The sequence below is a fragment of the Methanobrevibacter thaueri genome, from assembly GCF_015062915.1.
GTDB lineage: Archaea > Methanobacteriota > Methanobacteria > Methanobacteriales > Methanobacteriaceae > Methanocatella > Methanocatella thaueri_B.
In genome coordinates this window covers 1-26,833 of the sequence record NZ_SUTJ01000020.1, presented here as the reverse complement: position 1 = coordinate 26,833, position 26,833 = coordinate 1, and the positions used below count along the sequence as shown (strand labels likewise).

Here is a 26,833-nt window from a genome sequence, read left to right as displayed (position 1 = left end):
ATTTAATTCCCCTTCTAAATTCTCATCAGGGACAAACTCAATCTTATCGGTCAAAATAAAAGTTTTATCAACCATAAATAAATGCTCCCCACACCTTTTTAGACAAAGATCTCATTAATTTAATTTGTATACTCGAAAAAAAAACATAGATTTTGATTTTTTTGATTAATCTTCAAAAAAAATGTTTTCTTTTTCTTATATCAACTTATATACCTTTATAATAAATAGAGTTTATCTAAGAGCATTTGGAAAGTAATACGGCATATTTTTTTTATTTTGCAAAAAAATTCTAAAAATTCAACATCTCTCTTAAAAGTGCAATTCATCTCCCGGCTTAAAGAAGCCGGAGAATTCTTGCACAATAATGTTAAATATTTTTTTTAAAAGATGTTGAACCTTTTAAATATTTCATTATATAGATAATTATATAATGAGGTTAATTATGAATATAAAAATTTTAATTATTTCATTGATTGTTCTTTTAATGGCTGTTTCAGCCGTTTCGGCAAGTGAAAATGAAACCATAATTGCAGAAGAGGGAGATTACCACTCCTTCAGTGAGCTGGACAATATCATTAACAATGATTCAGTCAGTGAGATAACTCTTAAAAATGATTATAAATATGATAACTATAATATTACAATAGTAAGGAATTCTTCAGGAATAATAAATGGAAATAATCATGTAATTGATGGAATAAACAATTCTAAAGGATTTTCTATAAGCTGTGGTAAAAATAATTTAACCATAGCCAATCTCACATTCCAAAATTGTAATGAAGTGTCCCTGACAATTGGTTCGCCGGTAATTTTCAAAAATGTCAAGTTCATCAATTGCTCAGGCGAAAGTCAAATGAACTTTTTTGCATGCTCTGCTAACGCCACATTCAACAATTGCGTTTTTCAAATGAAAGGAGAGGACTATGAGATTATCTCAACATCTGGCGATCTTTTATTAATTAATAACACTTTATTTGATGGAAATAAAAGTGCTCATTCAGCAATATATGCAGACCATTCCGTTTGTGTGCATGTTGAAAATACCACCTTTGCAAATTTAACTGGACCCTTGGGCAATGCAATCAATACAAAGGGAAGCATCTTAACTGTTAAAAAGTCAAAATTCATCAATTTGCATGCGCAATTGAGTGCTGGTGCGATTTTGGGCAAATATTTTGTAGTTAGAAATGAGGATAGTGAACCAATTCCATCTGCACCTTTTATAATTGAGGACTGTGAATTCATCAATGTCACATCTGCTAATGATGCAGGAGCGCTATACTTTGATTTGGACTCATGTGCGGAAGGTTTAACTCAGTATCTCAATGTCTTCAATTGCAGTTTCACCGATTGTGCATCCAGGTTCGGAGGCGCCATTGCAATATTAGGCGGATGTCTCAACATTACAGATTCAACATTCAAGAACAATTCAGCAGCATTTTCAGCAGGGGCAATATACTCCTCATGGAGCATTGTCAACATATCAAACTCAAATTTCACCAACAACAATGCAAAAGTTAATGGTGGGGCATTTTACATAGATAAGGGCAAATTGATAATATCTGATTCCAATGTCATAAACAATAAGGTCACTGCCGTTTATGCAGAGGATAGCGAACTGGATTTCAAAGATTCCGCATTTGATAATGGTGGTGTGAGCGTTTATGGAAATTTCATAAGCAAATATGACATTAAAAATATCCAATGGAACAGGGACACCTTCTCACTGGATAATAAGGAGTATTCATACTATGTTGAAAATGAGGGTATTCCTCTGGTGCTCGTTGATAATTCCATTGATGTGGAAAAATTACCATCACGATTCGATGGAAGAGATTTCAATTGGATAACTCCTCTTAAAAATCAGAGCCTTGAAAATGATGACTGCTGGGCATTTGCAACAGTTGCATCACTTGAAGCGGCTCTCATGAAATCAACCGGGAAATTTTATGACCTCTCCCCTAATTACATTCAAAAACTTCAACTGAAATATTATAGAGTAGGGGATTTAAGAATAAGCCTGACAGGATTTGCATATAGTGGATTGGGCAATGCATTGAGCTGGTATGGGCCATTACAAATAGACGGTCCATATGATTACAGGGCAATGATAACAGATACTGATCTGTCAATTCCTAGAGTTCACCTTCAGGATGCAATGTTCGTATATTGTGATGAGGATAACATAACTGAAATGATTAAACGTGCTGTGCTCAGGTGTGGTGCAGTCACTGTTCAAATCATTGATTCAAAGTCAAGCGATGCTCCAAGTCCCACAGATGACCATATTGACATTATGGAACATGGTACTCATTTCATCTCAATCATTGGATGGGATGACAAGTATATAAATTCTGAGGGGGAGTTGGATCCTTCATATATTACAAAAGACTCATTGGGCATGTTTTCTTATATGTCTTATGATGATGAACGTACATGGGGTATAGATTATTTTGCAATCGTTTCCCAATGTGTAGCAGTTTCATACATCTTTGAGAATAATATCAACTATCATATGAACTACCAGACTGACTTTACCTCACTTACAGGATTTGATGGCAATTACACTTACTATTCAAACGAATTTGTTTCAGTCAAAAATGACTTGATTGGCGCAGTGGGAACTTACTTCAATGAATCTGGAATCAATTATTCCTTTGACGTGTATGTTAACGGCGCTAAGGTTCACACCCAAACTGGTATCAGTGAATTTGCAGGATTCAGGACAATAGTCTTAAACAAGTACATTCCGGTTAAAAACGGTGACAAATTCAAAGTGGTATTCAAAAGCAACAGTGTTCCTTACCAGGCATTCTCAAGACAGCACTACATTACTGGCATGAGTCTTGTAAGCGCTGACGGCAAGTCATGGAGTGACATGGCAACCTTGAAAAAGACAGTTTGCCTTAAGGTCTACACATTGGAGGATGACACCAAAATCATTGGAAACAACAATATTGTTGTGGATTATGCAGGTGGAAAATACTTCACCGCCAAGGTTGTGACCGGTGACGGTCATGCAGTTGGAGCAGGTGCACTTGTCAAGTTCACAATAAACGGCAAGACTTACACTGTCAAAACAGACAATAATGGTGTTGCAAAGCTTAAAATTACACAATTACCTAAAAAATACACTTTAACAACTTCCTACAACGGCAAGACATATAAAAATACCGTTACCGTAAAACAGGTATTGACAACCAAAAAAGTCACTATCAAGAAGACCTACAAGAAGTTCACCCTTCAGGCCAAGCTTAAAATCAACGGTAAGCTTGTTAAAGGCAAGATCATCAAGTTCAAATTCAAGGGCAAGACTTATAAGGCAAAAACCAACAAGAAAGGAATTGCTAAGGTAACAATCAAGAAAAAAGTAATCAAAAAGCTCAAGAAAGGCAAGAAATACACTGTTAAAGTGACTTACCTTAAGGACACCATTAAAACAAAAGTTAAAGTAAAAAAATAAGGATTATTTTTCCTTATTCTTCTTTTTTTTTTAAACATTTTACAGCATTGGGAATATTTTTGTAAAAGTGACGTTCATCTGGGATTTCTTTCCTTTGATTTTAAATAACATTCAATCAAATTGTATTTTTTTCTTTACATTTCATTTGATTGGCACTATTTTTCATTATTGCATATAATTCGATAAATCATGATTATTTTATTGGTCTGATATGTGAATAGAACATGATTAATCGAATTTTTTTATATAAATTTATATAGTTTTGCTATCAAACCTATAATCATGTCTAATCTATTTTCAAATGAAAAAGTTAACACGGGCAGGCAAGTTGAATTGGATATTGCAAAGGCATTATCCATCATATTCATGATTTTCCTTCACTCCCTGATGGTGATTAAGGGATTCAATTATTCACTCAGCCCTGCCTATGATTTTATATTCAGTAACGTTTTAGGAAGGCCTTTTGCGGCTCCGATTTTCATGTTCTGTATGGGTGTTGGGGTTGTATATTCAAGACACAGTCAATGGGATACAATGATCAAGAGAGGTGTCAAGCTATACCTCTTGGGTGTTCTAGTAAATATCTTTGAATTTTTCCTACCTGGTTTTGTTTGCGGAACTCTTTTAGGCAGATGGGATGTTTTCCCAATGGCTGGAGGATTATTGCTCTTTTGCGTTGACATTCTAGCATTTGCAGGTATGGCATTCATCCTTATGGGAATATTAAAGAAATTTGATCTTTCAAACAAATGGCTGATAGTCATTGCAGTGGCAATGTCCATTGTTGGAACTTTATTGAGAGGCACTGATTTAGGTATTCCTGCTTTAAACTTGATTGCAGGACATTTCATAGGTGCAGCGGGAGGATTCACTGCATTCCCATTATTACCATGGTTCATTTTCCCAATTGCAGGATATGTTTGGGCACAGTACTTTATCAGAGCCAAGGATAAGGGACAGTTCTTCAAGTTATGGCCTCTTTTCATTATCATAGCAGTAGCATACTTCTATTTGACCATGGCTAGCGGAGTATTTTCCAGTGACGTTCATTTATACTATTTCATGACAACACTGGATGCATTGTTCTGTATAATCTGCGCTCATGGAGTCATAGGTCTTGGCTATTGGATAGCCAAATTCCTGCCTGATGCGATTATAAAGGCATTTTCAACATTAAGTACTCATATTACCTACATTTATATTGCACAATGGTTCTTCATACCTTTAGGAGTGATATTTATATCATACTTCTTCAAAACTTTAGTATTCACTGATTTGGTAAGCACCATATTTGCAATAGTTATGCTGGTAATATCCACATTGGTTGCAGTCTATTATAAGAAATTTAAAAAAAGCAGGGCATAATTTCTGCTAAGTAAACGTGGATGCATTGCATCTACATTTCTTTTTTTTATTGATTTTTTCAAAAAATAGTCTTATCACTTATACTAGTAAACAATTTTTTTCATTTTCATATAACATTTATAACCCACGTTAAATAAATTATTAAATAATACTGTTAAAGTAAAAAAAGGGGATATATGAATGGACAAGGGTACAAAAGAGCGTTTAGGTGAAATCAGAAGAGCCTTGAAAAAATACGGCTTTGATGAAATCCTGGGCCAAACCGCAAAAAGCAAAATACGCAGAAGCGAGGATGAAGAAACCGCAAGCATTCTACTGGATGACGAGGTTCCGGTAAAGCTAAGATTGATGCTTCAGGATTTGGGAACCACCTTCATAAAGCTGGGACAGCTTTTAAGCACAAGACCTGATATTGTTGGGGAAAAAATAGCCAATGAGCTTGCCAACCTCCAGGATGACAATCCGGCTATATCATACGATCAGGTTAAAAGAATTGTTGAAAGCGAACTTGGAGGCAAGATTGATGAATTGTTTGAGGACTTCTCACACGAACACCTTGCAACCGCTTCAATCGGCCAGGTTCACGAGGCCAAGCTGGCTACCGGTGAGAGGGTGGCAGTCAAAATTCAAAAGGAAGGCATCACCGATAAAATCGACCTGGACATAAGGATATTGAAATACATTGCAAATCGCGCCGACAGATTGAATTCAGATATTAGGAAGATAAACCTTCCGGGAATCATGGATGAGTTTGACCGCTCAATCCATAAGGAAATAGACTACAATAACGAGTTCATGAACATGCAGAGAATCGAATTGAATTTCGAAGACAACCCATACATTCATATTCCAGCCACTTACGCCAAATACTGCTCATCAAAGGTTTTGACAATGGAATTCATTGACGGTGCAAAGCTCAACGATGTCTATGAAAGCAATGGGGATGAATATGATAAGAAATTCATTGCTAAAAATGTTATTGACTCATATCTCCAGCAACTTTTCATCGACGGATTCTTCCATGGAGACCCTCACCCTGGAAACATCATGATTCTCGAGGATAATGTCCTGTGCTATCTTGACCTTGGAATGATGGGGTTCTTTGATGAGAAATTCAAGCGTGAACTGTCAGAAGTGATGCTTTTGTTTGTTGACCAGGACGTTGATGGACTTATAAATCAACTAATGTACATGGACATATTGGATTACGATATTGACACAAGCACATTGAGAAGGGACATGAATGATCTGTTCGGAAGGTACTTTGGAGTGCAGCTGAATCGCTTTGATGGTGTTTTGGAGGCATTGTTAGGTCTCATGCAGGAATATGGGGTCATCCTTCCAAATGAGGTTGTCACAATGGCAAGAGGACTGTCAATGATTGAGGCAATTGCACACAATCTTGATCCCGAAATTGATATTTTCGCTTCAATCAAACCTGTTGCGGTTCAAATTGCAAAACAAAGGGTTAGTCCTAAAAGATTTATAAAAGACAAGAAAAGCAGTGCAATCCTTTATGGACACATGATTCAGGCATTGCCAAGGCTTCTTACAAGAACCATTCACAAGATTGACAATGAGGAATTGAGATTCAAGTTCGAAGTGGACATTACCGATAAGGTTTCAATAATCGCACTGGTGTGTGCACTCTTTATTGGTTCTTCAGTGGTTTCATTCGGGCCGATGGTATTTGACATGCCTGTGATTTCATTGATCGGTTATCTATTGGCAATAATCTTGAGTATTATTGGTCTTAGGAAGTTTGTTTTAAAATAGATATGCTGCGGGGAGTGACTTTCCCCAAAAATTCTTTTTTTTTAATCTATTTCATATATCTGCCAATAAAGTCAGTATTCTATTTTTGGAAATGGCTTGTGTTAATGTCAAATCAAATCAATTAAAATGAGTATGGTCTAGTAACTATTGCTTTTAATTAATTGGAAAATAAAGTATCTGATAGATGAGAATAAAATTGTTAAAATCTTTTGATTTTAACTCTATTTTCATTACTCTTTTTTAAATAATAATTTATCAATTATATCCATGTCCAGGTGCTCTTCAACTATTTCAGCCAGCCTGTTCAAGGAGTAGTCCTTCTGTGTTTCATATGGATCTTCACCGTATTTGGCTTCAAGTCCTTTTTTGACACGGATGTAATTTAAGAATTCTCTTCTGAAATTGTAATTGTGGAATATTCCATGGAAGTATGTTGCAAATGCATTTCCATTGGATGCGCCGTCAATCACTCCGTTATCATTGTTTCCTTGGCCTTTCTCAATGTTTAAAAGGGCGCTTGCGGATTTCAAATCTGTTGTTCCCTCATGGATTTCATATCCTGTGACTGTCTCGCCTGCAATGTTTTTAAATATTTCTCCGGCTAAGCCTTCAATTTCGGATGGTATGGTTGCTTCGGATTGTGTAACGATTTTATCTGCTCTTGAAAACTGGGACTCGATATCCAAGAGTCCAAGGCCTTCAAGGGTACCATGCTTTGATTCCCTTTTTTCATCATCATGTATGACATTACCAAGAATCTGCAATCCTCCACAGATTCCCACAACAGGAACGTCCTTGGATTTTTCTATGATTTTATCAGCCAATCCACTTTCACGAAGCGCAAACATGTCTTCAGTTGAATTACGGGTTCCCGGAATGATTATTGCATCAACATCGCCTATATCATCATTGACACCAATCATCTTGAGAGCCACGTCATCTTCGTATTCAAATGGGTCGATGTCTGTGAAGTTGGCTATTTTAGGCAATCGTATGACTCCGATTGTAATGTCCTTATCCTCTGCAAAGACATGGGTTGTCAATGAAGCTGAATCCTCTTCAGGCAATTTCAATGTTTCATCATATGGCAAAACCCCTAACACCGGTTCGCCGGTAATTTCCTCAATCCTGTCAAGACCAGGCTTCAGGATATCCAGGTTTCCTCTGAATTTATTGATAACGGTTGCCTTAAGGCGTGACCTGTCGTAATCGTCAAGAAGCACATATGTTCCTGCAATCGCTGCAAAAACACCTCCCATCTCAATGTCAGCTATTAGGATAACATTGGCATCGGCAAGGTGTGCAATTTCCATGTTTGCAATGTCCTGGTCACGCATGTTGATTTCAGCAGGAGATCCTGCTCCCTCAATGATAATCACATCATACTCTTCGGATAACTTATTGAAACTGTCTTTAATGGCATTGAATGCTGTATCATGGTATTTGTGCTGGTAGTCGTAGAAGTCCATGTTTCCGATGGATTTTCCCTGAATGATTATGTTGGATGTGAAATCTCCTTTAGGCTTTAGCAAAACAGGGTTCATGTGTATGCTTGGCTCAACCATTGCGGCTTCAGCCTGCAGCATCTGAGCTATTCCTATTTCACCGTTTTCTTTTGTGGTGTATGAGTTGAGGGACATGTTCTGTGACTTGAATGGTGCCACCTTGTATCCCCTGTTCTTGTATATTCTGCATAGTGCCGCCACGAGCATACTTTTTCCAGCATTAGATGAGGTTCCCTGAACCATGATACAGTTTGTCATGTATAATGCTTTGGAGTTAATGTTATAAATAATTTCAAAATGAGTTAAAATTAATCTAATTTGAAGTATGGGTTATCTATAATCCGGGGTTTTAAATAATATCTAATACTATAATATAAAAACTGATTGATACGCCATACAACAAACTCGATTAACAAGAAGTAATTATTGATAATTTCAACTTGTATTTAAATATATTTTATTTATAACTATATAAAATTTTCTTTAAATTAATATATTTCTTTATTTTTAATAAAACTTTAATTAAATTTGAATATTTATTTAAAATATCTAAATTATTTGATTTTTAATAAAAGGATATGTAATTAATTTATTGTCGATTTCATTATAAGCTAAACACAAAATTGTTTTAGTTACTTTAATTTACTAAAATGGAAAACTTTTTATATATGGGGGTTTTAAATAATATTTATATAATATAGAAAACTTAATTATTTAATGATAAATTTTATGAGAAGTGAGGTTTGTTAATGAAATTTGAAGAACAGGAATCAATTGAAGATTCTACTAATGATGTAATTCTCGAGCCGGAAATTGCGCAAACCGGTGAAGATGAAGAAACCAAACCTATGTTAGATTATAATAATATTAAAAGTTCACAAGATATCGAAGTGCCACCTTTATTAATTGACCAGGTAATTGGACACGAAGAGTCCATTGAGACAATTAAAAAAGCTGCAAAACAAAGAAGGAACGTTTTGCTCATTGGTGATCCGGGTGTTGGAAAATCAATGCTTGCAAAAGGTATGGCACAGATTCTACCACATGAAACTCTTCAAGATATATTAGTATACCCTAATATGGAAGACAACAACCATCCATTAGTAAGAAGTGTCCCAGCAGGGGAAGGTAAAAAGATAGTCAGAGCAACAAAAGGCTCTGCTAAAGGTCATGAAGAAAGAAAGACAATAATTACAATGTTTGCAATTGGAGGAATACTTGTAATCGGATTCATGTACGGAAGATTACTTGAATCAATCATTGCAGCAGCATTAATCTTATTAATATCAATACAAATCAAACCAAAATCCAATAACATGTCTCCTAAATTGTTGGTAAACAATGAGGAATCCCGATTTGCACCGTTCATGGATGCAACAGGAGCTCATGCAGGAGCATTGTTAGGTGATGTGCGTCACGACCCATACCAATCCGGAGGGTTAGGAACACCTGCACACGAACGTGTTGAAGCAGGAATGATTCACAAGGCAAATAAAGGTGTTTTATACATTGACGAAATCGGTACAATGAGTATGAAAACCCAACAGGAATTGTTATCTGCAATGCAGGAAAAGCAATATGCAATCACTGGTCAAAGCGAAAACTCAAGTGGTGCTATGGTCAGGTCACAGGCTGTTCCATGTGACTTTGTGCTTGTGGCATCAGGAAACCTTCAGGTTCTTGAGGGAATGCACATTGCAATGAGATCAAGAATCAGAGGATACGGTTATGAAGTCTTCATGAAGGATTACATGGACGACACTACCGAAAACCGTGAAAAACTGGTCCAGTTCGTGGCTCAAGAAGTCAAAAACGATGGAAGAATTCCTCACTTTGCACCTGATGCATTGGATGAAATCATCATGGAAGCAAAAAGAAGGTCCGGTAAGCAAAACGCATTGACACTCAGGCTTAGGGATTTAGGCGGATTAGTAAGGTCCGCTGGAGATGTCGCCATTGAAAAAGGTGCAGACATCGTAACCGCCGAGCATGTTGTTGAAGCTAAAAAATTCGCAAGAACCCTTGAACAGCAAATAGCTGACAGGTCCATCATGCAAAGAAAAGACTACAGTATGGTGTCCTCAGAAGGAGGAAGGGTCGGTCTTGTAAACGGTCTTGCAGTAATCGGTGACAGAAGCGGTATCGTATCACCTATTGCAGCTGAAGCCGCACCTACACAATCCAAAAGCGGTGGACAAATCATCGCTACAGGTAAGCTTGGTGAAATTGCACAGGAATCCGTTCAAAACGTTAGTGCATTAATCAAGAAATACACTAACAAGGACATTTCCAACTACGACATTCACGTTCAGTTCATCCAAACCTATGATGGTGTGGAAGGTGACTCAGCAAGTGTAAGTATTGCAACAGCGGTAATTTCAGCCATTGAGGAAATTCCAATCGACCAAACCGTTGCATTGACAGGTTCACTTAACGTGCGTGGAGATGTAATGCCTATTGGTGGAGCAACCGCTAAAATCGAAGCGGCTGCAGAAGCTGGAATGAAAAAGGTATTGATTCCTAAATCAAACCTTAAAGATGTCATGATTGAGAAGAAATACGAGGACATGATTGAAATCATTCCAACCGAAACCTTAAGTGATGTTTTAGAAAACATTTTAATTAGCGGATCCAACAAGGACAAACTGATTGAAAAAATGAAAAACATCGGTTCCAAAGTTGCTGAAAAAGTTCCGCAAACAAATATTAACAATCCAACTACAAACTAAAGTTGAATTTTTAATATTTTCTATTTTTTTATTATTATTTTAATATTTCATTTTTTTTTTCGATTTAATCATCTATTTTCATTCAATTTAGTTGATTTTAGGTAAACTTTTTGTTACTAAATTATTATCAATAGTATTATATATTTTAGAATACTATCTTATTTTATGAGTAGTTATTTTAGGTTTTATTTAGCAAAAGCATCAGGCAAGGTCACCACCAAATTGTCTAAAATTGGTCCTGGAGCTGGGAAAAATATTCCGGGATATGTATTTTCAAAAGTTGGTGGTAAGGGGTCAATATCTAGTCTTGCCCATGATTTAAAGCATGGTTCTGTATTGGTAACAGGAACTAATGGAAAAACCACTACAACAACACTGCTCATAAAATTAATTTCAAAGGATATTAAAATCAGAAAAAGTTATGAAAACAATACTGTTCATTCAATCATTACTGCAATTCTAAATCAGAAGGGGGATTTAGGAATATTTGAATACGGAATTCGAAATATGGAATTTGGAATTCCTGATGTCGTGCAAAAATTAATCGACCCTATCGGTGTTGTATACACTACTGTCTCCAAGGAACATTCAGTAGTAAACGGCGTCAAAAATCCTTTTTTATCATACTATCGTGCAAAAGTGCTACTGTCAAAGGATATGAAAAAAGGAGTGATCGTGACCAATTGCGATGATCCGAGAACTGCACTGATTGGAATAAATAAGCAGAAGGACATACCTGTTAATTATTATGGATTTGACCCGGATATTCTCGTTGATGATGATGAAACTCCTATAAAATGTCCTAATTGTGGGGCAGAATTGAATTATTCCCAAAGATTTTTAACCCATAGGGGAGTTTATTCATGTGATTGCGGTTTTAAACGTCCAGAACCTAATGTACGATTGGTTGATGCTAAATTTGATGTTAATGATTGGAAATTGCATATCATTGGAGATGTTTATAATTATTTTTTATCAAAAAACGTTCAATTTGAATTGAACCTCACAGTGCCTCCTTTCGGCATCCATAACATTAATAATGCATTGGCTTCAATCACAGCATATGCGACATTCACTCCAAAGCCCAAAAATATTGTAAGAAATGTTGAAAATCTTTTCAATAACCTGGACATGTCATTCATTCCAGAAGGCAGATTCGAAGTTATCAAATTAGGTGATAAGTTCATAGGTGTGGGTCAAGGTGACAATGGCGATGCATTGAAGATGAATTCAAAACTGATGGAACTCTCTTGTGATGGACCGTTGGAGGTTGTCTACACCACTCCAGACCAATATGAGGATGAGATTTTTGAAGATCATTTAAAAGTTCTCAAATCAATCAATCCGGATAAGATTAGCGTATTGCCTGGAAGAAAATCTGTTGAAAAAGCACAGGAATATTATGATATACTTAAAAATGAAATGAATAATGCAGAATTTTATCCAATAGCCTATGAAGATTTGGATAAGCGTATTGAAAAGTTAACTCAACTGGCCATTGAATCCAAATACGATTATATCTTCATGTCAGGTTGTGGTGAAGAGATTGCAATGTGGGAAAAAGTAAAGAGAAATTTTAGATAATCTTCTCATTTACTATTTTTTCTATGGTTGTGTAAAATTCTGAGTCTGTTTTTTCAAGTTCCTTAAAACTGGAGTCGAGACTGCAGTTGCAGGTGTCTGATTTTCCAATGATATACTCATCGGAATCTTTTTTTATTAAAATTCCAAAAAGCCTTTCCTGCTCATCGCCGTATTTTTCAAACTCTTCAGGGGTTAACTGTAGGTTGTAGTCCTCTACGGAGAATATGTCGCATTCATTTAGGATAGGCATGAATGTCATCATACCCAATGGCAGGTAGATGTTTTCTTTTTCATGGATTTTCAAAAGCCTTTCCTCATATGAGTCATCATCTGTTATGCCATAGCCCTTGATTTCAAGGATATTGTTGGTTCCCATGTAGTTGTCATCATCAATGATGAAAGCAAACAGATCAGGGTCTATATAATTATCGCATGTAGCCCTGATATTTTTGATAGTTTCACTAAGATTCATCACAAAACGCCTCGAATCTTTCACATAATGCAAGGACCTCATCAAGTCTATCGATTTCATTCAACCAAGATGTAGGTATTGACTCATATCCGTAATAAATTCCGGCAAGCCCACCACAGATGGCACCATTGGTATCTGTATCTCCACAGATGTTAACAGCTTTCAGGACTGCATCCTCAAAACTGTCGGTAGTCAACAGGCAATGAACTACAACTTCAAAGCTTGCGATTACATATCCTTTTCCGCTGACATCTTCCAAATCATTGTTGAAAATCTTTTTAAAATGTTTGAGTTCAGGGGAATCCTTATAGTATTCCTTAATCTTGTCGCATGCTGAAAAAATGTGCTCTTCCATAGTCAAATCTTCATTTTCAAGCATTGACTTTGCCATTTCAATGTACAATACACAGGCAATTTTTGATCTTGGATGTGCGTGTGTTAATGCGGAAACGTTTTCAATGCTTTCATAGTCAATGTCTTTAATGTAGGCCAACGGTAAAATTCTCATGAGTGATCCGTTACCGTTATCCCTTTCTCCACTGCATCCGCATTCCAATGCGGGTGTTTTGGTGTGGCGGTATCTGAATATTGCACTGCCGGTAGTGGCCCCATGGTCAAAGGTCTCGTTTCCCTGCATATACTTTGCTCCGTTTAACCATTTGTCAAACTTATCCATCATGTCCTCGTAATCAATGCCCTGCTTTTGAACAATACTGTGCATTGTAGCGATAGCCATTGCTGAATCGTCAGACCATGTTCCAGGAGGTTGTTGATAAGTTCCGTAACCTTCCATGCTAGTAACGGGATTTTCCATAAGTTCTGCTCTTGAAGTAAATTCAACGGGAACTCCAAGTGCATCCCCAACAATTAAACCTGTCATTCCATCTTTAACTTTCATGATTAAAAGTATTATTTTTAATGTTATTTAATTGTGTGTATTTTTAATAATCATTAATGACAAATTTAACCATAATGAGTGAAATAACATTGCGACATTGGAGGGAATCTGATGCCAAATGCCTCTATCATTTTGCAAAAAACCCGAATATTGGCCCCATTGCAGGCTGGCCGCCTCATGAAAGCGTTGAATATAGCTTGAATGTCATCAAGACAATATTCTGCAGGCCTGAATGTTATGCAATCATTAAGGATGATGTTCCAATCGGCTGTGCGGAACTCCTGATTCATCCCGACGGAAATCACTGGTGGGGCGAAGGCTCAGCGGAACTTGGATACTGGGTGGCTGAAGAGTATCACGGTAGAGGCTATGCAACACAGGCATCGCAAATGTTAATAAAAAGGGCTTTTGAAGATTTAAACATTCAAAGGGTATTTGCCTCATATAAGAAGGAAAATCTTGCTTCTGCAAGGGTTTTGGAAAAGCTGGGGTTCAAGTATTTTGCCGAGCTCAACAATATTGACTACACAAACAGGGTATTTCGTGAAATCGCAATGGTGCTGGAAAAATAATTTATATTAGGAAATGCTAATTTTAACTAATGACAAGACAGTGCGAAAGATGTGGATTTATAAATCAGGATGATTATGATTTCTGCGCCAAATGCGGAAATCCGTTGGTTGAGGGGGTTCAGCCTAAAAACTTCATGGTCGTGAGGCCTGAAGACATTAAAATTAACAAGAAGGCAATCGCCATATCATATATAGTTACTATTTTTCTATCCTGGAGTGGTTTTATCGTTGGAATTTTAGCAAAAAACACTCGCATGGCAGCATTTACCTTTTTCGGATTTTTCATGCCGTTCTATCTTGTCCAATCAAGACATCCGACAATCAGAAAACACGGTATAATCCAATTGATCATATCATTGATAGGTGTCGGGCTCTCATTTTACGTGATGCTTCATTAAAAAAAGAAAAAAGGGGAAATTATACAAAAATAAATCTTACATTTCCCAGTAAAATTTGTAATGGAATTTCAAACACGTTCACTCCATTGTTCATCATTGCTGTGTCCATTGCATCTCCTCTTGACATTGATCCGGATACCTTGTCGTTACCGGCATATCCGTAATAACCGTCATTTGCACGAATGTCATCAACAATGGTTGCTCCAAAAATAGCTTGAGCAGCGTCATTGTTCACGCTAACAATCACATGAGGAGTGTAGCCGTATGAATATGTAATGATGTCACGGGCAGCTCCATAAGGGTCCTCAGGGTGGTTCATATGCACATTGTGCAGGGTCTGGCCTTCCGCATTAACGGAACTTCCAGGATACACCCATTCAAATCCGCTTAGGGAAAATTTTGCAGCCATGTCAATACTGGCATCCTCGGTTGAGTCTTCAGCGACAACCAATACGGGACTAACAATTGTTGCAGCCAATGATATGACAATTATTGCCACAAGAGCTATTAGTATTGCATGTATTTTATTCATAATTACTTTTTTATTAAACTTCATATATTAATACTTAACTTTTTTAATCATCACTGACAAATATACCTTCATAAATATTTTGGTGATAATGTGATTATAGGCGGTTCATCTTCACAAGACCTGGCAGCTCACGTTGCCCGTGAACTTGGAGAAGAATTATGTTATGTTGAAACTAAGAAATTTCCAGATGGAGAAAGGTATTTAAGAATTACTGGCGAAGTTGCAGACGAAGTTACAGTCATACAATCAACCGGTTATCCGCAAGATGAAAATTTGATGGAACTCTTGTTCATGGTGTCAAACCTCAAGGACTTGGGTGCCAAGAAAGTGAGGGTTGTAGTTCCCTACATGGGCTATGCAAGACAGGAAAAACGTTTCAATCCTGGTGAAACCATTTCAGCCAAAATCATTTGCGACTTGATTCAGGCTGCAGGTGCTGATGAGTTCATCACTTTCAACATTCACGAGGAATGTGTGCTCAATTTCTTTGACATTCCGGCAAGAAACATCTCAGCAATGCCTGCCATTGCAGAATACCTTGACAAGAAGCTATTCAAGAAAGGCGTTGACAAGCCATTGATTGTAGCGCCGGACAAGGGTGCATACGGCTTTGCACAGGAAATATCCGCAATCATCGGATGTGACTGCACATACCTGACAAAAGTCAGGTTAGGTCCAGATAAAGTGGAAACAAAGATTGTAGACGTTAGATGCGACAGTGAAAGTGACAATACTGTTAATGTGGATTCCGTTAAGGGAATGCATGCAATAATCGTTGACGACATTATAGCAACCGGAGGAACAATCGTAAATGCTATAAACATCCTCAAGCAATACGGTGCCGAATCAGTCGATGTATGTTGCGTACACCCTATATTAACCAATAACGGTGCAACAAGAATCTATCAGGCCGGTGCAGGTAAAATCATCGGTACAAACAGTTTGTCTTCTGACACTTCACGTGTATCTCTTGCAAAATCAATTGCAGATGCATTGAGGGAATAAGATGGATAAGGAAGCTATCAAAAAGGAACTTGTTGACATATCAAACAATATCTTGGAAAAATACTCTGAACCTGACACAGTTGAGGACATATCTGTTATGAATATGGCTGCAAAAACCATATTCCTTGGATCTCTTAAGGTTTTCAATACAGAGGTTATTCCAAATGTCATGAGAGACTTGGAAAAGAGCTTGAAAGGTTATGGACAACTTGTTGTAAGGGACCAGAAGGTCACTCCATGCTGCTCTCCAAGCTACACACACATTAGTTTCAATATTACAATTACTAACTAGATATCATGAAGGAATTCAAGCTGAAATCACCTTATAAGCCATTGGGTGATCAACCGAAAGCCATCAACTCATTAGCCGAAGGCATAAACAATGGTGTGAAAGAACAAACTCTTTTAGGGGTGACTGGTTCAGGTAAGACCTTCACAATGGCGAATGTCATTGAAAAGGTCCAGAAGCCTACCCTTGTCATATCACACAACAAGACCCTGGCTGCACAACTCTATGAGGAGTTTAAGGAATTCTTCCCGGACAATGCAGTTGAATATTTTGTCAGCTATTATGATTATTATCAGCCTGAGGCATATGTACCTCGTACAGACACTTTCATCGACAAGGAAGCGTCAATCAATGAGGACATAGACATAATGAGGCATTCAGCAACACAATCCCTCCTTTCAAGGGATGATGTTATTGTCGTCAGCAGTGTGAGCTGCATCTACGGTATAGGTTCACCTGAGGACTATGGTGAGTTCGCTTTTGGAATCAGCGTTGGTGATATCTACGATAGATCAGAAATACTGTCAAAACTTGTTTTCATGCAATATGAACGTAATGACATTGAATTTGACCGTGGTCAATTCCGGGTCAGGGGAGATGTCATTGAGATAAATCCCGTTCATGGAACACCGCCGATAAGAATTGAGCTTTTCGGTGATGAGATAGATGCAATCAGCCTGATTGACAAGGTAACAGGCAAAAAGACAGAATCACTTCAAAGGTACATGATTTTCCCTGCAAAGCACTTCGTTGTCGGTCAGGACAAGATGGATACTGCAATATCCAAGATATCCAACGAACTGGATGAGAGACTGTCCGAACTAAATGCAATGGGCAAGCTCCTGGAAGCGCAAAGGCTAGAGCAGAGAACCCGCTTTGACATCGAGATGCTTCGTGAAATGGGATACTGTCCAGGGGTGGAAAACTATTCAATGCACCTGTCAGGTCGTGAATGGGGAGAAAAACCATACTCACTTTTAAAATACTTCCCGGATGATTTCCTAACAATAATCGACGAGTCACATGTAACCGTGCCACAAATCCGTGGAATGTATAATGGGGATCGTGCACGTAAGGAAACATTGGTTGAACATGGTTTCAGACTGCCTTCAGCCAAGGAAAACCGTCCTTTAAGATTCGATGAGTTTGAGTCATCAGTAAATCAGGTAATATACGTTTCAGCGACTCCCGGCCAGTATGAGCTTGCAAAATCCCGCAATGTCGTGGAGCAAATCATCAGGCCAACCGGTTTGGTTGACCCTGAAGTGCTGATAAGGCCAGTCACCGGTCAGGTTGAGGACCTTCTTAACGAGGTTCGCCTAACTGCCGAAAAAGACGAAAGGGTGCTTGTCACAACCCTGACCAAGAGAATGGCTGAGGACTTGACAGACTATTATGCAAGAATAGGCGTCAAGGTAAGGTACATGCACTCAGAAATAGATACATTGGAGCGTATTGACATTGTGGATGACTTAAGACGTGGTAAATTCGATGTATTGGTTGGAGTTAACCTTTTAAGGGAAGGATTGGACCTTCCGGAAGTTTCATTGGTTGCAATTCTGGATGCAGATAAAGAAGGGTTCTTAAGAAACCAGACCTCACTGATACAGACCATAGGGCGTGCGGCAAGAAACGTCAACGGCCGTGTTATAATGTATGTGGATGAGATGACAGATTCCGTTCAGAATGCATATGACATTACCCTTAAAAGACGCAAGTTGCAGATGAAATACAATGAGGTTCACGGAATCACTCCTAAATCAACAACAAGAACATTGAAAGAGAAACTCGCTGAAGAGGATGAAAAATACAAGGGTATTGGACCTGATGTCAGCAAGATGCCTAAAGATGAGCTTCGCTTGTTGATTAAGGACCTTGAAAAGGACATGAAGGATGCCGCTGCAAGACTTGACTTTGAGCGTGCGGCAGACTTGAGAAACAAGCTTTATGCTTTAAAGGGTTTTGACAAGTAATCAGGTGTATCATGAAAAGAATTGTTGCAGTAATCCGTGAGGAAATGTTTGAAAACGTAAAGACTGCACTTCTCTCAGCAGGATGTGAAGGAATGAACGTTTCCAAAGTAAAGGGAATGGGCAAGCAAATGGGTGTGAAGGAATCATACCGTGGTTCCAGTCATTGCATAGACCTAATTCCAAAGACAAGAGTGGAACTCATTGTCAATGATGAAGATCTCGACAGGGTAATTGATGTTCTCATTGAAAGTGCCAGAACCGGTGAAGTCGGCGACGGAAAGATTTTCGTTTCTGATGTTGAAGAGGTTATCCGTATCAGAACTGGGGAACATGGTTCAAAAGCGGTTTAACAATATTTATTTATAATTTTTTATAAATTTTTGCTAATTTTCTAATTTAATTCTTATTTTGTCTTTTTTTGTTTTTTAAATACTTTTTGTTCTTTATAATTGTTTTGTGTTTTTTCATACAGTCGCACTTCGACAACTTATATTTAATACTCATGATAAAATAAGTATTACACATATTTATGGTGGTGGTCAAAATATTTGATTATAATCTAGATGAAGTGTTGGACCTGCTTGAAAATTTAGATGAATCTCAGATAAAAGAATCTAGACATTTTAGGGAATCAAATATTGATAGATTTAAGGATATTGGTCTTATATATGATTTGTTATTAAATAGAACTCCTGTTCAAGTAGGTAAAACAAAAACTGGCACATATAAGATTGTATATGAACATCCAGAACAAAAATCTAAAGATATATATTTGATAATAATGATAATTAATAGACAAGAGATTACATTGAAAACCATATATCCTGCAAATAGGAGTAGGAGGCTTCGAGAATATGAACCAAGTTAAAAAATTTGATTTAGAATATTCATATGATTCAGAAGTTGACAGCATTCATATTAGAATTACAGATAAATATGAATACAAAGAATCTTTGGAACTTGAAGATGGAATAATTTTAGATTTTAGTACTGAGGGCATTCCAGTTAGTTTGGAAATTTTGGACATTAGTGATTTGTTTTCAGTTGACAAAGAATGTTTTGAAAATATAGAAAACATTAATATTTCAATTGATATAACCAATTTTAGGATTTCTCTTAATCTTTTAATTGAAGTACTCATTAAAAATGAAATTGTTAATCGACCATTCAGCACTATTGCTAAAAATGATATTAATATTCCTGAAATGAATGTTATCTGTTCTTGTTAGTTTAAATAGTTCAAAACTATTTTTACTACTATTTTTTCTTTTTTTAAAATATTTTCATTACTTTCCAAATGCTCTCTAAAATACTTTATATGTAAGTTTGTTCTAATATTATATAACAAAATTATGGAGATAATTATGGCAGACGACGATAAAAAACAGATTGTCATCAAGGGTGCACGGGAACATAATCTACAAGATATTGATGTCAGTGTTCCCCGTGATGAATTCATTGTAATTACAGGCCTTAGTGGGTCTGGAAAGTCTTCTCTTGCGTTTGACACAATCTATGCTGAAGGACAGCGTAGATATGTTGAATCATTATCAGCTTATGCAAGGCAATTCCTGGGTCAGATGAAAAAGCCTGAAATGGAATCCATTGAAGGATTGTCACCAGCAATTTCAATTGACCAGAAAACCACAAGAGAAAATCCAAGATCAACCGTAGGTACAATTACAGAAATTTATGATTACTTAAGATTGTTATTTGCAAGAATAGGCATTCCTCACTGTCCAAACTGTGGAAAGGAGATTTCACACCAAACCATTGGTCAGATAGGGGAATCAATCATTGAAGAAGGTGAGGGAGTCAAGATCCAAGTTCTATCCCCAATTGTAAGGGATAAGAAAGGCCAATTCAAGGATGTTCTCGAAGACCTTAGAAACAAGGGTTTTGTAAGAGTTCGTGTTGACGGTGAAATTAGAGACCTTGATGAGGACATTAGCCTTGCAAAGACATACAGGCACGACATTGATGTGGTTGTTGACAGGCTTAAAATCAGAAAGGACGTTGACTTTAAAAGAAGATTGGTTGACTCATTGGAGACTGCAGCAGAGTTTACCGATGGTTTAATAACTGTTCTTTTTGATGATGGGGACAAGGAATATGAGAAAAGATATTCTGAGCACTTCGCATGTGTTGACTGCGGAATAAACTTTGAGGAATTGACTCCGAGGATGTTTTCCTTCAACGCACCGCAGGGGGCATGCCCTGAATGTAATGGTATCGGTTCCAAGATGGAAATCGACCCTGATTTGGTTGTTCCAGACAAGTCATTAACATTAAATGAAGGAGCTATTGTTCCATGGGCAAGTTCAGCAAAAAGGGAAAACTATTACTTCCAGATGCTTGATGCAGTATCCAAGCACTTCGGTTTCAGCATGGACACTCCATTTGAGGAATTGAGCAAGGAAAATCAGGATATTCTTCTTTTCGGTTGCAACGAAAAAATCCCATTCAATTTCAAGAGAAGAAACAAATCATATATGGTTAATCGTAAGTTTGAGGGTGTTGTTCCAAGAATGCAAAGGCTATACTTTGAAACCAAGTCAAGCTATTCAAGAAAATACCTTTCAAAATTCATGGCAGACAGGAAATGTTATGTCTGTGACGGTAAACGTTTAAAACCAGAGGTTTTGGCAGTCACTGTTGGCGGAAAATCTATCATTGATGTGTGTGACCTTGCAATCAAGGATTCATATCAGTTCTTCCAGGATCTTGAATTGACTGAAAGGGAAAACTTCATTGCAAAAGAGGTATTGAAGGAAATCAAGGAACGTTTAAGCTTTTTAGTGGAAGTTGGACTTGATTACCTGTCAATGTCAAGGTCATCAGGTACATTGTCCGGTGGAGAGGCACAAAGGATTAGACTGGCCACTCAAATCGGTTCAGGTCTTGTAGGAGTGCTCTACATTCTGGACGAGCCAAGTATAGGTCTTCACCAAAGAGATAATATCAAGCTTATCGAAGCATTGAAAAGACTTAAGGACTTGGGAAACACTTTGGTTGTCGTTGAGCACGATGAGGAAACCATCCTGTCCGCAGACCATGTTGTTGATATTGGTCCTGGTGCCGGTGAGCATGGTGGTAAGGTCGTAGCACAGGGAACACCATTGGACATCATGAACAATCCCGATTCTCTTACAGGCCAGTATATCTCAAGGGTTAAAAAGATTGAAATTCCAAAGGAAAGAAGACCTGGAAACGGCAAGTTCATTAAAATCATTGGTGCCGAGCAGAATAACCTTAAAAACATTGATGTGGAAATCCCATTAGGCAAATTCACTTGTGTAACCGGTGTCAGTGGTTCAGGTAAAAGTAGTCTAATCAATGAAATTCTCTACAAGGGAGCTCATGGTAAATTATCCAAGAAATTCATGTTTGCAGGCAAATACAAGGAGATAGAAGGATTGGAGAATATTGACAAGGTAATTGCAATTGACCAAAAGCCTATCGGAAGAACTCCAAGATCAAACCCTGCAACTTATACTGGTGTATTTACTGACATTCGTGATTTGTTCGCTAACACTCCTGAATCCAAGGCAAGAGGATACAAGCCTGGAAGATTCTCATTCAACGTTAAGGGCGGAAGATGTGAGGCATGTTCCGGTGATGGTATCGTGCAGATTGAAATGCACTTCTTGGCTGATGTGTATGTTCCATGTGAAGTCTGTGGTGGTAAGAGGTACAATGAAGAGACCTTGGATATACGTTATAAGGGTAAAAACATCTATGAGGTCTTGGAAATGACTGTTGAAGAGGCATTGGAATTCTTTGAAAACATTCCTAAAATCACCAAAAAGCTTCAGACATTGTATGATGTGGGATTAGGTTACATGAAAATCGGACAGCCTGCAACAACATTGTCAGGTGGGGAAGCACAAAGAATCAAGCTCGCTAAGGAGTTGTCAAGGTCAAGCACTGGCAAAACATTATATATTCTTGATGAACCGACAACTGGTCTTCACTTTGAAGACATTAAGAGATTGTTGAGTGTTCTTGACAGATTGACTGATGCCGGAAACTCAGTAGTCGTCATTGAGCATAACCTTGATGTCATCAAAACAGCCGACCATATCATTGACCTCGGTCCTGAAGGAGGAGACGGTGGAGGCGAAGTAATCGCTACCGGAACTCCTGAAGAGATTGCTGAGGCAGGTACTTATACTGGTGAGTTTTTAGAGCGTATGCTTAATGAGAACATCACACCTTATGCAAAAGAACTGGTGGAAGATATTGGAAAATAATATTTTTCACTCCATTTTCTATTTTTTTCAACTATTTTTCACATCGCTAAACGATTAACTGTTCATTTAACTTTTTCAAGAATTATTTAAGCAAATTTAAATAATATGTTGAATAATTTAATATCAAAGAGTATATTCTCAAATGCTCTTTTTACCTAGGTGATTTAAATGAGAGAGTTATATGAAAAAATGATTGACGAGTCAATGGCAGCTCAAAAGGCTGACGTTGCAGTCATATCAGAAAACAGATACAACGACTTTAAAATAACTGATGCAAAGCCATATGCTGATGCTGTATCAGGTATGAAAGCGTTAGACAATCAGGCAGAATCTGTAATTAACTTACACAAGGAATCTGTTAAAAACCACTACGAAATCCTGTCTTCCATCACAGACACTTTGCAATGTGAAGACGATCCGTTCATTGAACACTTCCAAACCCCACCTATCCTTGAAATCCTATGCGAAGAGGATGGGGACTTTGCAGACAGTGTGGACAAGTTCATTGCTGAAATTGCAAACCGTGAAGCATTGATTACTAAAGAATCAATCAGAAGATATGGTGGTTTCTACGGACCTACCTGTGTAGTGGACTTTGCATTGATGCCTGGAAGTACCAGTAACGTGGTAAATCAAATCTTAACCACTATGGACCTGCCAGTACATCACAAACAAGCAATATTGTCCGCAAAATCTTGGGGTATGAACACTTCCTACGGTATAGGCGATGCATTTGCAAACGCTATTGAAGACGGCCTCACCGCCGCTCAAGCAACCGAAAAGGAAATTGAAACCTTACAGATGATTTACAAAACTCCTATTGAAGGACAAGGCACATTAATGGATGATGCAAATCATTCATCATTCGATGTCAGGGACTACATGAACAAGTATAAAAAGGCAATGACTCCTGTTGTTAAGGCTGCAATGGATGACGGCGTGCACTACGGTAACATCGTAACAGTGCCTGCATACTGTGTTGGGGATATCGGACACCACATCGGTCAATCCACCTACAACATGTGTAAGGATGACGTGACCATGGCAATTATCCAAGCAACCGCTGGTGTAATTGAAAACTCACTTAGAAACAACCTTGACGTATTCAAAACACCATTTGACGTATTGAAACTTTCAACCGGTGCATCTGCATGTGCAACTGAATTCCTGCTTGAACTGGACGGTTTCACAGCTCCTATGGTTGTTGACATGCTGAACAAAAGATTCCACAACTATGTACAGCAATATCCAAAAAGAGGCGCAGCTGCTGAACTCCACAACTGTGACTTCATGGACATGATCTACAGAGGATTCAACGCAATGAGTAACGCAAGAAAAATGAGATCTTCCGCCGGATTTGAAATCATTCCTAGAATCAAGGGCATGGAAGTTGACTTCACATCCATCCTTGAAAATGAGGTCCTGATGAATCCTCAAAGATACACTTACCCTGCATGTGCAATTACAGTAAGGTTCTCATCACTGATGAGACTCGCAGACTACCCATGTCTATTAACTTCAGAACCTATTACCGCAACAATGATGACAAACATCATTGCACTTGACAAGGAAACCCCAGGATCTCCTGTAAGAGGCTGTAAACAATGTGCTTCAGCATGCCTTGCTGACAACAAACACGAATACTGTCAATGGAGAGAAGCGGTTTAGGCGATAAAAATGACTTGTAATATCAGAAAAAAATTCTTTGCAGAACTTCTGGGAACATTCTTCCTGGTATTTTTCGGTACAGGTTCAGCTGTTGTGACACTGCTGATTTCAGACGCTGCAGGTGTTGCAGGAATCGGACCTTTAGGAGGTTTAGGCGACTGGATTGCCATAGCTTTGGCATTCGGTCTAACTGTGATGATATGTATTTATGTGTTCGGTAAGATATCAGGTGCACACTTGAATCCTGCCGTAACCATCGGGCTGCTTGTAACCAAGAACATCGATTTAATCGACAGTGTATACTATATAGTTGCACAGGTAATCGGAGCATGTTTGGGAAGCATTTGTCTTTTCCTATGCCTCGGCGCTCCTGCCGTTACCATCGGAGGATTGGGTGCAACAGCACCTGGACTTGGAGTAAGCTACATGCAGGCAATGTTTGCTGAATTCCTCGGCACATTCTTCCTTATGATGGTTGTCATGGGTGTTGCGGTTGATAAAAAAGCGGAACCTGGTTTTGCAGGAATATCAATCGGTATGACCGTTGCAGCAGTCATCGTGGTTTTAGGTGCATTCACCGGAGCTTCAATCAATCCTGCACGTACATTCGGCCCATACCTTATGGATATGCTTTTAGGAGGAGCTAACCTTTGGGCTTACTTCCCAATATATCTCATCGGACCTATTGTAGGTGCAATATGCGCTGCATTCGCATACGCATACCTTGCAAAGGACAGTGGAGTTTGTGAACTGCCACAACCGTTTTTCAATGATGAATAATTCTTTTCGAATTATTCCTTTTTCTTTTTTTTTGACAACTTATTTATAAAGTCATGCCTAATATTATAGTAATTACTTGTTAGGTGATAAATTGAATTTTAACATTAAGGAAGCTTTTTTAATTTTTATTCGTGGACTGTTTATGGGTTCAGCCGATATTGTTCCAGGTGTGTCTGGTGGAACAATAGCATTGATAACTGGAATCTATGGGCATTTGATTGAAGCGATAAGTAATATTAAGTTCAGATTTTTAAAGCCATTGATTAAGTTGGATATTAAGGGTTTTTGGGCACAGTTGCTTGAGGAAATCGACTTTGAATTTTTCATTCCATTGATTTTAGGTATTGGAGTTGCATTCCTCACCCTGGCAAGGCTGGTTACCTATTGTATGGATGAGTACACTGCAATGACATACTCATTCTTTTTCGGATTGATTGTTGCTTCAGCAGTGATACTGTTTAGAAAACTGGATAGCATCAACGCTAAGAATGTGATTTTTGCAGTAGTCGGTTTGATTTTGACTTATGTATTTGTAAGCCTTAATCCAATATCAGAAAACCATTCTGAAATAGTCATATTCTTTTCAGGAATGATAGCGATATGTGCAATGATTTTACCGGGAATTTCAGGTTCATTCATCCTGCTTCTGCTTGGACAGTACCATCATATGCTTGAGGCATTGCACGAACTGGACATGGAGGATATTGTGCTTTTTGCTGTAGGTGCTTTAATTGGAATACTCGGATTTTCAAAGATACTAAATTTCCTGCTTAAAAACTATGAAGAGGTGACAATGGCATTTCTCATTGGTGTAATGCTTGGATCACTTAAGGTTCCGGCAGTGGAAATAGTGAATTCCGTAAGCGTCAATATTGCAGGATTATTGCCGTGCATAGTTGTTGCGGTGATTGGTTTTATATTGATTATGGTTTTGGAAACCAGATTTGATTACATTGAGTAATCAAATCCCATCATATTAAGTTAAGCTCATTTATTGATACCAGTAGCTTTTTCATCAGAACCCTTAACATATGGAGTTCTTCAGGTGAAACAAACTCATTTATTATTTTTTCATTATCATGTGAGTAGTCAGTGATGGTTTTAACCATTTTTTTGCCACTTTCAGTTAAAGTGACGATTTTTCTTCTCTTATCTTTTTCATCAACCCTTCTGCTTACATATCCATTATCCTCTAGGCTGCTAATTTCACGAGTGGCGGTAACCTCATTTATGTTTAATATGGATGCAATCGTTTCCTGGTTTAAGTTTTTCTCATTATATAATATTAATATGATATAAGCCTGTGTCAGTGTCAAGTCCCTGTCTTTCAGTTTTTTTGTCATATAAACGATGTAATGGTTATGAATGCTTTCCAATAAGAACCCTATGGGCACATGGTCCAGCTCTTCATAATCAATGTTTGAGAAGTCCCTGATTATCTTATGTTTCATATCATACAATTCGTCATGTGCCATATTATTTTTTTTTATAAAAAGGGTGTCCGCCAAAATTAAATTTTGGCAGATTTGTTTGATTTTTTTTAAAATATTGTTACATCGAGTTTTAATTGG

General features: G+C 37.7%; 22 protein-coding genes. 17 read left to right on the top strand and 5 right to left on the bottom strand.

What is annotated here, in order from left to right; all coding sequences use genetic code 11:
- Positions 1-442: 442 nt before the first annotated feature.
- From E7Z78_RS09200 to E7Z78_RS09190, 3 genes are all read left to right on the top strand, one after another.
- Entirely contained in the window at positions 443-3,463 is a 3,021-nt protein-coding gene (locus tag E7Z78_RS09200) for a lectin like domain-containing protein (RefSeq protein WP_303724878.1), read from the top strand.
- 282 nt (positions 3,464-3,745) lie between these two features.
- On the top strand, positions 3,746-4,828 hold the full coding sequence (locus E7Z78_RS09195; RefSeq protein ID WP_303724877.1) for a heparan-alpha-glucosaminide N-acetyltransferase domain-containing protein: 1,083 nt from the start codon (positions 3,746-3,748) through the stop codon (positions 4,826-4,828).
- Between the two features lie 180 nt (positions 4,829-5,008).
- Entirely contained in the window at positions 5,009-6,604 is a 1,596-nt protein-coding gene (locus E7Z78_RS09190; RefSeq protein ID WP_303724876.1) for an AarF/ABC1/UbiB kinase family protein, read from the top strand.
- Between the two features lie 230 nt (positions 6,605-6,834).
- On the opposite strand, the gene cobQ is transcribed toward E7Z78_RS09190, so the two are convergent.
- Entirely contained in the window at positions 6,835-8,367 is a 1,533-nt protein-coding gene (cobQ, locus tag E7Z78_RS09185) for a cobyric acid synthase CobQ (RefSeq protein WP_303724874.1), read from the bottom strand.
- A gap of 590 nt (positions 8,368-8,957) precedes the next feature.
- Here cobQ and lonB point away from each other — a divergent pair.
- Together lonB and E7Z78_RS09175 are read left to right on the top strand one after the other, a co-directional pair.
- Complete coding sequence (gene lonB, locus E7Z78_RS09180) at positions 8,958-10,838, top strand: ATP-dependent protease LonB (protein ID WP_303724881.1); 1,881 nt, start codon at positions 8,958-8,960, stop codon at positions 10,836-10,838.
- Between the two features lie 165 nt (positions 10,839-11,003).
- Positions 11,004-12,422 (top strand): Mur ligase family protein, encoded by a 1,419-nt coding sequence (locus E7Z78_RS09175; protein ID WP_303724873.1) that lies wholly within the window; start codon positions 11,004-11,006, stop codon positions 12,420-12,422.
- Here the strand turns inward: E7Z78_RS09175 and E7Z78_RS09170 are convergent.
- Complete coding sequence (locus tag E7Z78_RS09170; RefSeq protein ID WP_303724872.1) at positions 12,415-12,894, bottom strand: hypothetical protein; 480 nt, start codon at positions 12,892-12,894, stop codon at positions 12,415-12,417. The genes E7Z78_RS09175 and E7Z78_RS09170 overlap by 8 nt on opposite strands.
- A complete protein-coding gene (locus E7Z78_RS09165) occupies positions 12,884-13,792 on the bottom strand; it encodes an ADP-ribosylglycohydrolase family protein (protein WP_303724870.1) in 909 nt (302 codons plus the stop codon). Before E7Z78_RS09165 ends, E7Z78_RS09170 begins: the two co-directional genes overlap by 11 nt.
- A 56-nt stretch (positions 13,793-13,848) precedes the next feature.
- Between E7Z78_RS09165 and E7Z78_RS09160 the strand changes: the two genes are divergently transcribed.
- Together E7Z78_RS09160 and E7Z78_RS09155 are read left to right on the top strand one after the other, a co-directional pair.
- Positions 13,849-14,364 (top strand): GNAT family N-acetyltransferase, encoded by a 516-nt coding sequence (locus E7Z78_RS09160; RefSeq protein WP_303724869.1) that lies wholly within the window; start codon positions 13,849-13,851, stop codon positions 14,362-14,364.
- Positions 14,365-14,393: 29 nt separating this feature from the next.
- A complete protein-coding gene (locus E7Z78_RS09155; RefSeq protein ID WP_303724868.1) occupies positions 14,394-14,762 on the top strand; it encodes a zinc ribbon domain-containing protein in 369 nt (122 codons plus the stop codon).
- Positions 14,763-14,781: 19 nt separating this feature from the next.
- Here the strand turns inward: E7Z78_RS09155 and E7Z78_RS09150 are convergent, their stop codons facing one another.
- Positions 14,782-15,294 carry a hypothetical protein gene (locus tag E7Z78_RS09150; protein ID WP_303724866.1) on the bottom strand — a complete coding sequence of 171 codons (513 nt, stop codon included), beginning with the start codon at positions 15,292-15,294 and terminating at the stop codon, positions 14,782-14,784.
- A gap of 90 nt (positions 15,295-15,384) precedes the next feature.
- Between E7Z78_RS09150 and E7Z78_RS09145 the strand changes: the two genes are divergently transcribed.
- From E7Z78_RS09145 to E7Z78_RS09100, 10 genes are all read left to right on the top strand, one after another.
- Positions 15,385-16,299, top strand: coding sequence for a ribose-phosphate diphosphokinase (locus E7Z78_RS09145; RefSeq protein ID WP_303724865.1), 915 nt, complete (start codon positions 15,385-15,387; stop codon positions 16,297-16,299).
- 1 nt (position 16,300) lies between these two features.
- The gene (locus E7Z78_RS09140; protein ID WP_303724864.1) at positions 16,301-16,591 is read left to right on the top strand and encodes a hypothetical protein; all 291 of its coding nucleotides are present in this window, start codon (positions 16,301-16,303) and stop codon (positions 16,589-16,591) included.
- A 5-nt stretch (positions 16,592-16,596) separates the two neighbouring features.
- Positions 16,597-18,561: an excinuclease ABC subunit UvrB gene (uvrB, locus tag E7Z78_RS09135; protein WP_303724863.1), complete on the top strand. Its 1,965-nt coding sequence runs from the start codon at positions 16,597-16,599 to the stop codon at positions 18,559-18,561.
- A gap of 11 nt (positions 18,562-18,572) precedes the next feature.
- Positions 18,573-18,911: a P-II family nitrogen regulator gene (locus E7Z78_RS09130; RefSeq protein ID WP_303724862.1), complete on the top strand. Its 339-nt coding sequence runs from the start codon at positions 18,573-18,575 to the stop codon at positions 18,909-18,911.
- Between the two features lie 221 nt (positions 18,912-19,132).
- Positions 19,133-19,429, top strand: coding sequence for a hypothetical protein (locus E7Z78_RS09125; RefSeq protein WP_303724861.1), 297 nt, complete (start codon positions 19,133-19,135; stop codon positions 19,427-19,429).
- Entirely contained in the window at positions 19,416-19,790 is a 375-nt protein-coding gene (locus E7Z78_RS09120) for a DUF2283 domain-containing protein (protein WP_303724860.1), read from the top strand. The genes E7Z78_RS09125 and E7Z78_RS09120 overlap by 14 nt, the downstream gene beginning before the upstream one ends.
- Positions 19,791-19,925: 135 nt before the next feature.
- Positions 19,926-22,814: an excinuclease ABC subunit UvrA gene (uvrA, locus tag E7Z78_RS09115; RefSeq protein WP_303724859.1), complete on the top strand. Its 2,889-nt coding sequence runs from the start codon at positions 19,926-19,928 to the stop codon at positions 22,812-22,814.
- A gap of 168 nt (positions 22,815-22,982) precedes the next feature.
- Complete coding sequence (locus E7Z78_RS09110) at positions 22,983-24,482, top strand: DUF2193 domain-containing protein (RefSeq protein WP_303724857.1); 1,500 nt, start codon at positions 22,983-22,985, stop codon at positions 24,480-24,482.
- A 9-nt stretch (positions 24,483-24,491) separates the two neighbouring features.
- Entirely contained in the window at positions 24,492-25,262 is a 771-nt protein-coding gene (locus tag E7Z78_RS09105) for an MIP/aquaporin family protein (RefSeq protein ID WP_303724856.1), read from the top strand.
- A 142-nt stretch (positions 25,263-25,404) separates the two neighbouring features.
- Positions 25,405-26,223, top strand: a complete 819-nt coding sequence (locus tag E7Z78_RS09100; protein ID WP_303724879.1) for a DUF368 domain-containing protein — start codon at positions 25,405-25,407, stop codon at positions 26,221-26,223.
- A gap of 10 nt (positions 26,224-26,233) precedes the next feature.
- Here E7Z78_RS09100 and E7Z78_RS09095 read toward each other — a convergent pair whose 3' ends face one another.
- Complete coding sequence (locus E7Z78_RS09095) at positions 26,234-26,737, bottom strand: MarR family winged helix-turn-helix transcriptional regulator (RefSeq protein ID WP_303724855.1); 504 nt, start codon at positions 26,735-26,737, stop codon at positions 26,234-26,236.
- Positions 26,738-26,833: the final 96 nt, after the last annotated feature.

What these genes read in the sequence shown, in the direction of transcription:
- E7Z78_RS09200 (WP_303724878.1), top strand. Translation starts at nt 443, where the DNA reads ATGAATATAAAAATTTTAATTATTTCATTGATTGTTCTTTTAATGGCT.
- E7Z78_RS09195 (WP_303724877.1), top strand. Translation starts at nt 3,746, where the DNA reads ATGTCTAATCTATTTTCAAATGAAAAAGTTAACACGGGCAGGCAAGTT.
- E7Z78_RS09190 (WP_303724876.1), top strand. Translation starts at nt 5,009, where the DNA reads ATGGACAAGGGTACAAAAGAGCGTTTAGGTGAAATCAGAAGAGCCTTG.
- cobQ (WP_303724874.1), bottom strand. Translation starts at nt 8,367, where the DNA reads ATGACAAACTGTATCATGGTTCAGGGAACCTCATCTAATGCTGGAAAA.
- lonB (WP_303724881.1), top strand. Translation starts at nt 8,958, where the DNA reads ATGTTAGATTATAATAATATTAAAAGTTCACAAGATATCGAAGTGCCA.
- E7Z78_RS09175 (WP_303724873.1), top strand. Translation starts at nt 11,004, where the DNA reads ATGAGTAGTTATTTTAGGTTTTATTTAGCAAAAGCATCAGGCAAGGTC.
- E7Z78_RS09170 (WP_303724872.1), bottom strand. Translation starts at nt 12,894, where the DNA reads ATGAATCTTAGTGAAACTATCAAAAATATCAGGGCTACATGCGATAAT.
- E7Z78_RS09165 (WP_303724870.1), bottom strand. Translation starts at nt 13,792, where the DNA reads ATGAAAGTTAAAGATGGAATGACAGGTTTAATTGTTGGGGATGCACTT.
- E7Z78_RS09160 (WP_303724869.1), top strand. Translation starts at nt 13,849, where the DNA reads ATGACAAATTTAACCATAATGAGTGAAATAACATTGCGACATTGGAGG.
- E7Z78_RS09155 (WP_303724868.1), top strand. Translation starts at nt 14,394, where the DNA reads ATGACAAGACAGTGCGAAAGATGTGGATTTATAAATCAGGATGATTAT.
- E7Z78_RS09150 (WP_303724866.1), bottom strand. Translation starts at nt 15,294, where the DNA reads ATGAATAAAATACATGCAATACTAATAGCTCTTGTGGCAATAATTGTC.
- E7Z78_RS09140 (WP_303724864.1), top strand. Translation starts at nt 16,301, where the DNA reads ATGGATAAGGAAGCTATCAAAAAGGAACTTGTTGACATATCAAACAAT.
- uvrB (WP_303724863.1), top strand. Translation starts at nt 16,597, where the DNA reads ATGAAGGAATTCAAGCTGAAATCACCTTATAAGCCATTGGGTGATCAA.
- E7Z78_RS09130 (WP_303724862.1), top strand. Translation starts at nt 18,573, where the DNA reads ATGAAAAGAATTGTTGCAGTAATCCGTGAGGAAATGTTTGAAAACGTA.
- E7Z78_RS09120 (WP_303724860.1), top strand. Translation starts at nt 19,416, where the DNA reads ATGAACCAAGTTAAAAAATTTGATTTAGAATATTCATATGATTCAGAA.
- uvrA (WP_303724859.1), top strand. Translation starts at nt 19,926, where the DNA reads ATGGCAGACGACGATAAAAAACAGATTGTCATCAAGGGTGCACGGGAA.
- E7Z78_RS09110 (WP_303724857.1), top strand. Translation starts at nt 22,983, where the DNA reads ATGAGAGAGTTATATGAAAAAATGATTGACGAGTCAATGGCAGCTCAA.
- E7Z78_RS09105 (WP_303724856.1), top strand. Translation starts at nt 24,492, where the DNA reads ATGACTTGTAATATCAGAAAAAAATTCTTTGCAGAACTTCTGGGAACA.
- E7Z78_RS09100 (WP_303724879.1), top strand. Translation starts at nt 25,405, where the DNA reads ATGGGTTCAGCCGATATTGTTCCAGGTGTGTCTGGTGGAACAATAGCA.
- E7Z78_RS09095 (WP_303724855.1), bottom strand. Translation starts at nt 26,737, where the DNA reads ATGGCACATGACGAATTGTATGATATGAAACATAAGATAATCAGGGAC.